Below are 12,079 nucleotides of genomic sequence, written 5' to 3'. Positions count from 1 at the left end.
CAGCCACTTGCTGCTTTAGTGCATGATTTTACCGAGGCTAAATCGCATGAGCCGCCATCAATTGCACCTACAATGTCGCCTTTACTCACATTGTGACACGAACAAATAGTAGCGGTGTCGGGTAGGGCACTGCCAGATAACGACGGCGCACCACCGCTGTCTGGCAAAATTAAGCACTCAGGATTTTCGGGTAAGTCCATGTCGTTAAGCATGTACTGTAATAAAGTATCGTAATCGCTGGTATCGCCAACTAGTACAGCGCCCAGTAATTTATCGCCTTTTTCACTTAGTATGATTTTTTTATAACAGCCGCGAATAGCGTCTTGGTATATAAGTTCTTTACAGTCTGGTGTTTTTGCATGAGCGTCGCCAATTGAGCCTACTTCTACGCCTAATAACTTAAGTTTTGTGCTCATATCAGCACCCAAAAACTCAAGCTCGCCACCACTTAATTGGCTTGCTGCAACGCGCGCCATGTTGTAACCCGGTGCAACTAAGCCAAATAGCTTTTTGTCCCACAGAGCACATTCACCAATAGCTAAAATATCAGGATCTGACGTTCGGCATTGGTTATTAATAATAATACCGCCGCGTTCACCCAGCTCTAAATTAGCAATTTTGCCGAGTTGGTCATACGGGCGAATACCGGCAGAGAACAAAATTAGGTCTGTTTCTAAAAATGTCTCGTCCGAAAAATTTAATCTAAAGCGGCTCGTTTCACCTTTTACTATTTCGCTGGTCGCTTTTGATGTATGTACCGTAACGCCAAGTTTTTCTATTTTATTTTTTAGTAGCGTACCGCCTTGTCCATCAAGCTGAACAGCCATAAGCTGCGGCGCAAATTCAACAACATGGGTATCAAGCCCTAGTTGCTTAATCGCGTTTGCAGCTTCAAGCCCTAATAAACCACCGCCAATAACTACACCGCTTTTGCTTACAGCGGCACTGGCTTTTATTTGTTCTAAATCTTCTAATGTGCGATACACCAAGCAATGGGGTTGGTCGTTACCTCTTATAGGCGGCACAAATGGGAACGAACCGGTTGCAAGTATAAGTTTGTCGTACGGGTATTGTTCACCCGTTAGCGTGGTAACTACTTTTGCAGTTCTATCAATCCCCTCAACCCACTGGCTGGTATGCACATTAATATTGAGCTGTTTGTAGTTGTCGTGGGTGGTAAGTGCTAAATCGGCAGCCGTTTTACCATCAAATACACTTGATAAGTACACGCGATCGTATGCAAGATTTGCTTCTCCGCAAAGTACAGTAATGTCTGCGTTGGCATCGCTTTGGCGCATTTGCTCAACAAAGTGGTGTCCGACCATACCATTACCAATAATGAGTATTTTTTGCGAGGTTTGCATAGGGCATTCCTTAAAGTGACGGTTTAAATACAAATAACAAAAAAGCCCGCCACAAATACGCATTATGCATAACTGTGTGCGGGCTTCTTTGCCGATGGTTGCTAATAGCTACTGTGCTCACAACCTAAATTTTTGCCGTAAGTAAAACGGGCTTGTTAATATAATGTTTGCAAAAATACAGCCAGTTTTTTAAGTTATTGTTTAAATAGTATTTAATGTGTTTTTAGAGTGAGGATAAAACCCGTTTTGTTATATGTTGGTGCGCGCTGGGCACTAAGAGGGTGCAAGTATTGTCATTGTTTTGTGCATTATCAGTCAATAAAACACCCATTATCATTCATTGTGTATTGCGTTAAATTTAACCCATGAAATACGTACACGAATTACGAGTAAAATGACTAACACAAACTCAATAGATGCTTCCCCTTTTCATGAGGGCGAGCTGGCAATACAAGACAAGCTCGGTAAACGAGAAATAATGGCAACATTTGGCAAACGTGCCGTGCGCTCATTTATGCCAGAGCAGCATCAAGCATTTTTTGAGCAGTTACCGTTTGTGGTTGCAGGCAGTGTTGATGAAAATGCTGATGTGTGGGTATCTATTGTTTCAGGGCAGTCAGGCTTTTTAAGCGCCCCAACTCCCACGTCGTTATTAATGACCCACGCGGTTGATAAAAACGACCCCTTACATGGCACGTTAAATATTGCAGGCTCACCAATTGGTTTACTAGGCATTGAACTAAGTACGCGTAGGCGCAACCGTTTAAATGTGCGCGTAGGTGAGGTAATTAGTAATAATAAAGTGAGTTTTAATGTTGATCAATCTTTTGGAAATTGCCCGCAGTATATTCAAACGCGCGACTTAATGTTTAATAGAGATCCCTTACTTAAAAGTAATGCGGTACAAAAAGTTGAATTTAATACACTTGATAACGCCGCGACAACGTTAATTGACACCACTGATACATTTTTTGTTTCAAGCTTTATAACCGCAAAAAACAATCCAAAAATTGAAGGTGTTGATGTTTCTCACCGTGGGGGAATGCCCGGTTTTGTAAAGCGAGAAGGCAACACATTAACGATTCCTGATTACGCAGGTAACAATTTTTTTAATACGCTAGGTAACTTTTTATTAAACCCAAAAGCAGGTTTGTTATTTCCTGATTTTGACACGGGTAATGTATTAATGCTTACCGGCAGCGTTGAAATTTTATGGGACGGGCACCCAGAGCTTGAAGGTTTTATTGGCGCAGACCGAGGCTGGAAATTTACGCTTACTAAAGGAATATGGCTTAAAAACTTACTCCCTTTTACTGCTAAATTTGATGCTTACTCACCTAACACCAAAATGACGGGCACGTGGCTTGAGGCTGATAAAAACAAGCAAGCCGAAAAGCTCAAACATACGTGGCAGCCTTTAAAAGTGGCTAAAATAATTAAAGAGAGTGATGTAATTACCTCTTTTTATTTAGAAGGGCACAACAATAAAACCTTGTTACCGTTTAAAGCAGGGCAGCACTTAACCGTGCAAATACCAAGTAAAAGCAAACCTGTCATTAGAACCTATACCGTTTCATCGAGCCCGCATGAACTTTTTTATCGGTTATCGATTAAAAAAGAACTCAGTGGCGAGGTATCACACTACTTTCATAATAACGTAAAAGTAGGCGATGTTATTTTAGCTAAATCCCCACAAGGGCAGTTTTTTATTGACCCCACCAGCACCAAACCAGCGGTGTTAATTGGTGGCGGAATAGGCATTACACCTATGATCTCAATGGCTAAACACATTGCCCATGAAGGGCTAAGAACCCGCTATACTCGACCTCTGCATATTTTCCATAGTGCTAAAAACAGCCAACAGCGTGCGTTTTATAACGAGCTAAAAACACTTGCAGATACAAGTGGCGGGGCAATTGATTACTACTCACTTTTATCTCAGCCTGAGCTTGATGAAAAACAAGGCAATGGCTTTAATTTAAAAGATGAGAGTTCTAATTTAAAAGACGAAAGCTTTGATTTAAAAGGGCGCATAAATGCGGATGTGTTTAGGTATTATTTACCGCTTGATGATTACGAATTCTTTTTATGCGGACCTGAAGCGTTTATGCAGCACGTATATAATGAGCTTTTATTACTCGGTGTGCAGGATAAAAACATATTTGCAGAAGCATTTGGACCCTCCGCTATTAAGCGCAAAGTACTTAAAACAAGCGGAGCGCCTAATAAAAGCAACGAGGTTAGCGTTGAAGAAGCAGACAACACCGTAATTAAATTTAGTAAATCAGGCTTTGAACAACGCTGGAATAAAGGCGATAACACGATACTTAATGTAGCCGAAGCCCATGGTTTAGAGCCCGAATTTGGATGTCGAAACGGCAGTTGTGGCAGTTGTGCAGTTAAAATAAATGCAGGGAGTGTGGTGTATCGCAATAACGTAAGTTACCCAGTAGAGACAGGGCAGGCGCTAATTTGCTGCGCCGTACCGGCTAAAGGTGTTGAAGAGCTGGATTTAGAGCTGTAAAGCTTGAAAAGAAAAAATATACAAGTGGTATTTCATTAAATTCAGTAGATGTATTATATGTGAGGACGTTATTGTTTAATGGTTTGCCAAATTAGCATTCTACTTCAATTTTGTTTAAGTCATTACTAGCCGATTTTCATATTGAGCATTCTATTTTTATCAAGTGTATCTGATGCTTAGGTTATGCTACATTGCCATCATTTAATAAATAAACCGATTAATAAGGAAATCCTTGTGACTACTAATGTACCTAAAGTATTTATCTCATATTCTCATGATAGCCAAGCCCATAAAAAGTGGGTGCTAGAACTAGCACAACGATTACGGAACTCAGGTATTGATGCAGTTTTAGATCAATTCCGTCTTGGTTTAGGTGATGATTTAGGAGGGTTCATGGAAGCAAGTGTTGTGGAATCAGATCGCATTATTATGGTTTGTACTGACGTATATGTTAATAAAGCTAATGGCGGTTTAGGTGGCGTTGGTTATGAGAAGATGATTATTACTTCTGAATATATGAATCAAATTGATACAAAAAAAGTTATCCCTCTAATTCGTCAAGATGGAACTCACACTGTTCCCACGTTTTTAAAAAGTCGTTTACATATCAACTTTTCTCGCGAAGATGAATTCGAATTGCAGTTTGATAACCTTCTCCGTGAAATTCATGAAGCACCACTATTTAAAGAGCCACCTGTCGGCAATAACCCATTTGAATCGGTTTCCGAAAAGCCAGTAGAAAGTGTTACGGACAAAAAGACTGAATTATTAAAGATCTGGGTTGAAGGTTATAATAAAGGTGATGGTTTTTACACATTCGATAATGTTCAGAATCTATTAGGATGTTCTAGAATATTTAGTGAAGTTTATGTTAATGAGTTAAAGTCAGACGGTTTCATAGTTGGAGCCAAAATATTTACTGGTGCTCGATACATAAGTGGTTTTGAACTTACTGACAAGACAAAGTTATATGCAATTCAACAAAACTGGGTATCTGAGTAGGTTTTAAGCTAATCGAACTTTATTTACTGACAGCTTATTCTCATAATAGCTTATCAAAGGGCATCCATTATCTTGTATGAAGATGTTCTACATTGTTAATTTATATTAATACCAAACTCTTAAACCTATTGCCAATTATAAATATTATGCACTAGCTTTTAGATTCCATTTAAATAAACACACAAAAAAAGAGGCTTAATAGCCTCTTTTAAAACACTTTTAAATACTTGAACGACTAAGCTAGCAAACCTGCTTTTGTTTCAGGCATTGCTATAAAACCGTCAAGTTTACGAATGTTGCTTAACCATCTTAAAATATTTGGGTATTCACTAAGTGATACGCCGCCCTCTGGTGCGTGTGCTATGTACGAAAAGTTGGCAATGTCGGCAATAGTTGGCTGAGTGCCTACTAAGTATTCACGGTTTTGTAAGTACGCATCCATTGTTTTAAATAATGTATAGGCAATGTTTATAGCGTTTTGATGATCAAGCTGCGCGCCAAATACAGTAACTAAACGCGCCGAACACGGACCTGAAGCCACAAGCCCTGCAGCAACGCTCAACCAGCGCTGAATGTGCGCTTGAACAGTAATATCTTCTGGATACCAGGTTCTGTTAGCATCAAACTTTTGTGCTAAGTACATTAAAATAGCGTTTGAATCGTTAATAACGTCATCGTTATGTTTAAGTACGGGTACTTGCCCAAAAATATTCATTTTTAGAAAGTCAGCTTGCTTTTGTGCGCCGTTTTGCAGTGCAACATCAACCATATTTACATCAAGCTTTAAAAGCGATGTAAATAGCTCTGCACGATGTGAATGACCAGATAAAGTAAAACGGTATAGCGTTAGGTTGCTCATGGGTTGTCCTGTTTTTTAATTTTGAATAGTGATTTTTAATAACGCTATTCTTTCACTATTATCCGTTTTGAAAAACCAAGCTAGTAAGGAATTAATGTCAATGCTATATTGACAATCATGGATACTATTATTGGCATTAAAACAATCATCGCGGTTGTTGAAACAGGCTCTTTTACAGCCGCAGGCGACAGACTTGGGCTTTCAAAGGCACTGGTTAGTAAATACGTGGGCATTGTAGAGCAAGACTTAGGGGTTAGATTATTTAACCGCTCCACGCGCAGAATTTCGATTACCGAAGCAGGGCAAAGTTATTACACAAGCGTAGTGCCTGTAATTGAAAGCTACAGCGAAATGCTCGATAACTTATCGGGTCAAACAGCACTTGCTAGCGGCAAGCTTAGGGTGAGTGCGCCGGTGTCGTTTGGTGAATCAAACCTTGCGCCGTTAATGCCTGAGTTACTGAGCCGTTATCCTGATTTAAGTATTGATTTAGTGCTTTCAGACAAAACAATTGATTTACTAGAAGAGGGGGTTGATTTAGCAATTAGAATTGGCAGTGTGTCTGACTCTAATTTAATCGCGAGGCAAATTACCAGTTACCCTTTAATTTTATGTGCATCAGCAGATTATATTCAGCGCTTTGGCGCACCAGCGAGTGTTGACGAGCTTGAACAACACGCTACGGTGATTGATAGCAACTTTAAAATAGGTCGCCATTGGCCTCTAGTTTCACCTAGTGGTGAGGCATTAACGGCAAGTGTAAACTCGCGTGTTTCGGTTAATAATCCACAAGCTGTAAAAGAGGTGGTTGTAGCGGGTGGCGGTATTGGCTTAATTCCTGAAATAGTGGTGAGAGACGATATTGCATCGGGTAAGCTTGTGCAGGTTATGCAAGGTTATAAAACATTTGAGTTTGGTTTATTTGCTATTTATCCGCATAGAAAGTTTGTGGCTCAAAAGGTCACGTCGTTTATTCAGTTTTTATTTGAAAAGTTTGAAGCTAAAAAATAAAGCTTACTTTAAACCTTACTTTAAAACTAAAAGCCAAACCAAGCTAAAAACAAAAAAAGCCTAAAATCAGTTAAGTGATTTTAGGCTTTTAGAATGGAATATTAAAATATTATTTTAAAATAGTTACTTAATTAAAAGTGGCGCTTACTTAAAACAACTACTTACTTTAATATAATAACTGGCACATCGTTGTTTTCGAGCATTTTAATGGTATTACTGCCCACAAAAAACTGCCTTAACTTAGAATGCCCAAAAGCCCCCATAACAATAAAATCAATGTTATTTTGCTCTTTGTATTGCATTAATGAGTCAAAAATATTGCCCTCTAAAAAGCTTGCAGACACTTCAAAACCCATACTACTAAGCTTAAATTGAGCGTTAAGAAACTTCTCTTCTAAGTTCTTCTCATTATTATTAACACTTACTAAATGACAATGAAGCCCATGTAATAAACCGCCATCAATAACTTGTTGCAGTGCTTTGTCGGCTGTTTCGCGACCATCGTACGCAATCATAAATGATTTAGGTTGCTTAAACTTTCTAGAAATAAGCAATATTGGTTGCGAAGCGCTACGCACGAGCGTTTCGATGTGTGAACCAAGTGCATTTAAATCAACACGATGATCAACACCATTTCGACCTATAACGATTAAGCGAGTATCATCTTTAAAATCAATAATAGCGTCGATTACGTCACCGTGACGTTTAATTAATTCATAGTTTTGAATATGAGCAATTTTTGCTTGTACAGCAACCGAGTCGAGTAATTCATCTGCTAGTTTTAAAGAAATTTTACTACGGTGTTCATCGAGTTTTGTCATTTCTTCAAGCAAAGCCGATTGGGCACCTAAACCAATCGTACCGGTGTAGTTACCTACATTAGTTTGTTGTATTTTTTCAAGCATATGTATAAAGCTAATTGATTTATCTAGCTTTTTTGAAGCCCAAATAGCAGCTTCGGTTACAGCGTGTGTAATGACAGAGCCATCGATACAGGTAATTATTTTTTTCATTACATTCTCCTTAATGACCGCCAAGTAGTTTATCGACTTCTTTAGGGTTGTTGTGTACGCCAAACTTATCAACAACTGTTTCGGTTGCGCTATTCATACCAACAATATTAACTGTTGCGCCTTCGCGTCTAAATTTAATGACCACCTTATCGAGTGACGATACGCCGGTTATATCCCAAAAATGTGCATGGGTTAAATCTATAACAACATTTGTTACCGCACTTTTAAAATCGAACGAAGCAATAAATTGCTCTGCTGAGGCAAAAAACACCTGACCTACAACTTCATAAGTTACTAGGTTTTTAGTTTCATCGTGCTTAGTTGTAACAACCATAAAGCGACCAATTTTATTGGCAAAAAACAACGTAGCTAGCAATACGCCAACTAAAACACCAATGGCTAGATTATGTGTGGCAACAACCACAATAACGGTGGAAATCATCACTACGTTTGACGAAAGCGGGTTCTTTTTTAAATCTTTAACTGATGTCCAAGAGAATGTACCAATTGATACCATAATCATTACTGCAACTAATGCAGCCATAGGAATTAAACGCAGCCACTCATCTAAAAACACCACCATGATGATTAAAAATAAACCAGCAATAAAGGTTGAAAGTCGACCACGACCGCCGGACTTAACATTAATAATTGATTGTCCAATCATGGCGCAACCCGCCATACCACCAAATAAACCTGCGCCAATATTTGCAATACCTTGGCCTTTACACTCTTTATTACGATCGCTCGTTGTATCAGTTAAGTCATCAACAATAGTGGCGGTCATCATGGATTCAAGTAAGCCCACAACCGCAAGACCAATCGAATATGGTAAAACAATTTGCAGCGTTTCGAGTGTTAGCGGCACATCGGGCCATAAAAATATAGGCAGGGTGTCTGGTAGTTCGCCCATGTCGCCAACGGTTCTTATATCAAGCCCTAAAAACAGTGAAACCAGTGTAATAACAACAATACACACTAAAGGAGAGGGAAGGATTTTGCCAATAGCTGGAATATACGGAAATAAGTAAATAATACCTAAGCCCGCAGCGGTCATGGCGTAAACATGCCAAGTAACATTGGTAAGCTCGGGTAATTGCGCCATAAATATTAAAATCGCTAATGCGTTTACAAACCCTGTAACAACAGAGCGCGATACAAACCGCATTAACTCACCAAGCTTTAAAAAGCCTGCAAATATTTGTAGTACACCGGTAAGCAAGGTAGCAACTAGTAAGTATTCCAGACCATGATCTTTAACCAGCGTTACCATTAATAGCGCCATTGCACCGGTAGCCGCTGATATCATGCCAGGGCGTCCGCCTACAAAGGCAATAATAACGGCGATACAAAATGAAGCGTATAAACCCACTTTAGGATCAACACCCGCAATAATAGAAAAGGCAATAGCTTCAGGTATTAGGGCAAGCGCCACAACAATACCAGCAAGCACATCGCCACGAACATTAGAGAGCCAATCTCTTTTTACGTGATCAAACATGTAGATAACCTAATTAGTTAGTTTTCCTGCAACGGCAGGGAGGTTTTTGTATTTAAATAATAGTGATTCTCGCGCAGATGGCGATATTTGATTACACATAATGTGTAAATAAATGAGATAAGGGCATTAACTTAGGGCGGCGTAGGTTTCAAAAAAGAAAGGCTCCTGTAGCTGATTTAGTTGATTAATTAACTTTACTAACAAAACAAAAATAACATAAGGGTGGATTTGTTTCTAGTCGGCAATAATTATAACCATAAATATTAAACCAGATTTATACAAATACTCTTGGGTTTTGGTGGTTGAGCAAAATAGAGTTACATTTTAGAAAATAATTTAAAATTATATATAGTGAATATTTAATTATTGTCAAAGAGCTTTGATTGTTAATTTTTATGGGTTATTTGACTTTTTCATTAGCACTTAATGACTAGGCTAAATTTAAATACTTTATTATTTTAAATACTTATCTAACGCACTGTTTTAGTGCGTTTTTTAGTTTCACTGAGTTAAATTAGTGCATTGTTAAAACTACTCGTACGTTTCTAAATATCCGAACCTTTATATTATTGACAATGCATTGTTTAGCACTATGATATGCATCACAATGAACGTTGGCTTACTTTTTGCTATACGTGAAAATAAAACATGCTTGCTATAAATAATGGAATTATATAATTGGACACGCAGCGGTTAAAAAAATGTTTTGGTTTTACTCTTATTGAATTAATGATAGTAATTGCAATTATTGGAATTTTATATGCAATTGCTCTTCCAAGTTATACGAGTTACATACAGCAAAGTAGAAGAGCTGATGTGCAACAGGTTTTATTACAGCAAACAGCTGTTTTAGAAAGGCAATACACCCGAGTTGGTGGTTACCCAGATACTTTTACTTTTCCTGCTTCAGACTACTACTCATATACATATACAACCGATGCAACAACCGGCGCTTCAAATGGGTCAGAGTTTACGATAGAAGTTTCACCCAAAGGTGCACAAAGTGGTGACGAGTGTGGCAAGCTATCTGTAAATCAAAGTGGTACCAAGTCTGCGGATAAATCCCAGTGTTGGTAAAAAAAACCTTGGTTTTACTTTACTCGAAGTTTTAATCACGATGACCATCATTGGTATTTTAACTGCTGTTGCGGCTCCTTCGTTTATTACTTTTATAAAGCGGGATAGGTTAGTTACAAATTCTAATCAACTGCATAGTGTTTTTAAATTTGCACGCAGTGAAGCAATTAAAAGAAATCAAACAGTTTCCGTTAAAACATCAAACAATCAATGGCAAGTACAAACTGCTATTAATTCAACGCAAACCACGTTAAATATTTTTGAAGTTACACATAGCAGTATTTCAGTCGATCTAAAAGATATTGATATTTCAAGTGCTGGTGAATTAGACCAAATGTACCAAATATTGGTGAGTGATAGCGATAGTACAACCACCGACTTTACATTATGCGTTTTACAAAGTGGACAAAGTTGGTTAGTTGAGGCTCCTGAAACATGCTAAAAAATTATAGTAAGGGGTTTTCTCTTTTAGAAGTTATGGTTGCATTAATTGTTGCGACTATAGCTTTATTAGGATTAGCATCAGGTCAATTAAAGTCATTGCAATATATTACAAACAGCTTTAATTATACGGTGTCTATTATTGAAGCTAATAATGTTTTAGAACGCATTTGGCCTCACTTATGTGAGCTGCAACAAACTAACCCTAGTTTGTACAATGATGCCGATTTTATAAATTATTTATCTCCACAAATAGATGCATACACACTCACCTTACCAGCTAATTTTTCAAATGACTTACCGGTTGAAATAACATGGCAAGATAAACGTTTGACTGATAATTTAGAGAACCGCGTTGTAATTACAGGAAGTTTTCCAACACTGCCTGCTGGGTGCACACCATGAAACATTTAATAAATAAACACAGTGGTTTTACTTTAATAGAGCTTATGGTTGCGCTTGCTGCAGGGATGTTTTTACTCAGTGGTGTTAGCTTGGCTTATTCTTCAATTAATAGCAGTACCAGCACTGCAAAAGATTTAGAGAATGCGCTCGATGTTATTCGCTTTAGCAGCAAAATATTTACGCGAAGTTTAAAACAAACCAGCTCAATTCCTACTTATAGCAATAATATTTTAAGTGTTGAGCAAGAGTCGGGTGTACTTGCTTGTACAGGTTCAATAATTAATGCGCCATTCACTGAAAACTATAGTCACGAAGGCGACTCATTATTTTGTGATGTAGGGAACGGCAAAGTCAAAATATTAAAAGGTGTTAATACAATTAGCTATGCAATTGATAATAATATAGCGAGCGTTTTTGTTGAGCCTACAAACTTACCAAGCCAATTTAATAACCGCTTAGTTATCGATATATCTTTATCGCAAATAGTAATGAATAAGGCGTTTCAATAAATGAAAAACACATCCGGTTTCACGCTTGTCACGGTACTTATTTTAACGTCTATGGCATCAATTGTCGTACTGAGCACTCTTAGAGATAGTGTTATTCAAGAAAGGTTGAGTGGTAATTTTCAAAAAAAATTAAACGCAAGATTAATGTCCGAAAAGGGTGTGTTTTCAAGTATGGAAAAACTTGAAGCAGGAATGCTCGCAGACCCAACCATAAATATTAACGATTTAATTGCCAAAAATAGCCAAGTTTCAGGTACGGGTTCGCTTGAATCAAGCCTATACAATGCAACTATTGAAGTTGATAGTAATGGCGATGTATTAATTTCCAGTGAAGGCACTCGCTTTGAAGGTGAGGATCAAATGCAAGCCATAT

At 38.1% G+C, this 12,079-nt stretch carries 12 protein-coding genes; 8 read left to right on the top strand and 4 right to left on the bottom strand.

Features of this window, described 5'->3' with window-relative positions; genetic code table 11:
* The coding region (locus L647_RS0122760) for an FAD-dependent oxidoreductase (protein ID WP_024613044.1) at positions 1-1,364 on the bottom strand (1,364 nt) is incomplete at its 3' end.
* Positions 1,365-1,758: 394 nt separating this feature from the next.
* Here L647_RS0122760 and L647_RS0122755 point away from each other — a divergent pair.
* Together L647_RS0122755 and L647_RS0122750 are read left to right on the top strand one after the other, a co-directional pair.
* Positions 1,759-3,888 (top strand): pyridoxamine 5'-phosphate oxidase family protein, encoded by a 2,130-nt coding sequence (locus L647_RS0122755; RefSeq protein WP_024613043.1) that lies wholly within the window; start codon positions 1,759-1,761, stop codon positions 3,886-3,888.
* Positions 3,889-4,122: 234 nt separating this feature from the next.
* Entirely contained in the window at positions 4,123-4,890 is a 768-nt protein-coding gene (locus tag L647_RS0122750; protein ID WP_024613042.1) for a toll/interleukin-1 receptor domain-containing protein, read from the top strand.
* A 235-nt stretch (positions 4,891-5,125) separates the two neighbouring features.
* On the opposite strand, the gene L647_RS0122745 is transcribed toward L647_RS0122750, so the two are convergent.
* Positions 5,126-5,749 carry a glutathione S-transferase gene (locus L647_RS0122745; RefSeq protein WP_024613041.1) on the bottom strand — a complete coding sequence of 208 codons (624 nt, stop codon included), beginning with the start codon at positions 5,747-5,749 and terminating at the stop codon, positions 5,126-5,128.
* Between the two features lie 117 nt (positions 5,750-5,866).
* Here L647_RS0122745 and L647_RS0122740 point away from each other — a divergent pair, with 117 nt between their 5' ends.
* Positions 5,867-6,760 carry a LysR family transcriptional regulator gene (locus tag L647_RS0122740; protein ID WP_024613040.1) on the top strand — a complete coding sequence of 298 codons (894 nt, stop codon included), beginning with the start codon at positions 5,867-5,869 and terminating at the stop codon, positions 6,758-6,760.
* Positions 6,761-6,921: 161 nt separating this feature from the next.
* On the opposite strand, the gene L647_RS0122730 is transcribed toward L647_RS0122740, so the two are convergent.
* Positions 6,922-7,773: a universal stress protein gene (locus L647_RS0122730; RefSeq protein ID WP_024613039.1), complete on the bottom strand. Its 852-nt coding sequence runs from the start codon at positions 7,771-7,773 to the stop codon at positions 6,922-6,924.
* Positions 7,774-7,783: 10 nt separating this feature from the next.
* On the bottom strand, positions 7,784-9,274 hold the full coding sequence (locus L647_RS0122725) for a SulP family inorganic anion transporter (protein WP_024613038.1): 1,491 nt from the start codon (positions 9,272-9,274) through the stop codon (positions 7,784-7,786).
* A 678-nt stretch (positions 9,275-9,952) separates the two neighbouring features.
* Here L647_RS0122725 and L647_RS0122720 point away from each other — a divergent pair.
* From L647_RS0122720 to L647_RS0122700, 5 genes are all read left to right on the top strand, one after another.
* Positions 9,953-10,351 carry a type IV pilin protein gene (locus L647_RS0122720; protein WP_024613037.1) on the top strand — a complete coding sequence of 133 codons (399 nt, stop codon included), beginning with the start codon at positions 9,953-9,955 and terminating at the stop codon, positions 10,349-10,351.
* The gene (locus tag L647_RS0122715; protein ID WP_024613036.1) at positions 10,314-10,793 is read left to right on the top strand and encodes a GspH/FimT family pseudopilin; all 480 of its coding nucleotides are present in this window, start codon (positions 10,314-10,316) and stop codon (positions 10,791-10,793) included. Before L647_RS0122720 ends, L647_RS0122715 begins: the two co-directional genes overlap by 38 nt.
* Entirely contained in the window at positions 10,787-11,197 is a 411-nt protein-coding gene (locus tag L647_RS0122710) for a prepilin-type N-terminal cleavage/methylation domain-containing protein (RefSeq protein ID WP_024613035.1), read from the top strand. Before L647_RS0122715 ends, L647_RS0122710 begins: the two co-directional genes overlap by 7 nt.
* Positions 11,194-11,706, top strand: coding sequence for a prepilin-type N-terminal cleavage/methylation domain-containing protein (locus tag L647_RS0122705; RefSeq protein WP_024613034.1), 513 nt, complete (start codon positions 11,194-11,196; stop codon positions 11,704-11,706). Before L647_RS0122710 ends, L647_RS0122705 begins: the two co-directional genes overlap by 4 nt.
* A partial coding sequence (locus L647_RS0122700; RefSeq protein ID WP_029880591.1) for a pilus assembly PilX N-terminal domain-containing protein occupies positions 11,707-12,079 on the top strand: 373 nt, incomplete at its 3' end.

Origin of the sequence: Pseudoalteromonas sp. TB64 (genome assembly GCF_000498095.1) — a bacterium.
Taxonomy (GTDB): Bacteria; Pseudomonadota; Gammaproteobacteria; order Enterobacterales; family Alteromonadaceae; genus Pseudoalteromonas.
The sequence above is the reverse complement of the archived record's forward strand: the minus strand, read 5'-3'. Positions and strand labels throughout refer to the sequence as shown.

What these genes read in the sequence shown, in the direction of transcription:
- L647_RS0122755 (WP_024613043.1), top strand. Translation starts at nt 1,759, where the DNA reads ATGACTAACACAAACTCAATAGATGCTTCCCCTTTTCATGAGGGCGAG.
- L647_RS0122745 (WP_024613041.1), bottom strand. Translation starts at nt 5,749, where the DNA reads ATGAGCAACCTAACGCTATACCGTTTTACTTTATCTGGTCATTCACAT.
- L647_RS0122740 (WP_024613040.1), top strand. Translation starts at nt 5,867, where the DNA reads ATGGATACTATTATTGGCATTAAAACAATCATCGCGGTTGTTGAAACA.
- L647_RS0122730 (WP_024613039.1), bottom strand. Translation starts at nt 7,773, where the DNA reads ATGAAAAAAATAATTACCTGTATCGATGGCTCTGTCATTACACACGCT.
- L647_RS0122725 (WP_024613038.1), bottom strand. Translation starts at nt 9,274, where the DNA reads ATGTTTGATCACGTAAAAAGAGATTGGCTCTCTAATGTTCGTGGCGAT.
- L647_RS0122710 (WP_024613035.1), top strand. Translation starts at nt 10,787, where the DNA reads ATGCTAAAAAATTATAGTAAGGGGTTTTCTCTTTTAGAAGTTATGGTT.
- L647_RS0122705 (WP_024613034.1), top strand. Translation starts at nt 11,194, where the DNA reads ATGAAACATTTAATAAATAAACACAGTGGTTTTACTTTAATAGAGCTT.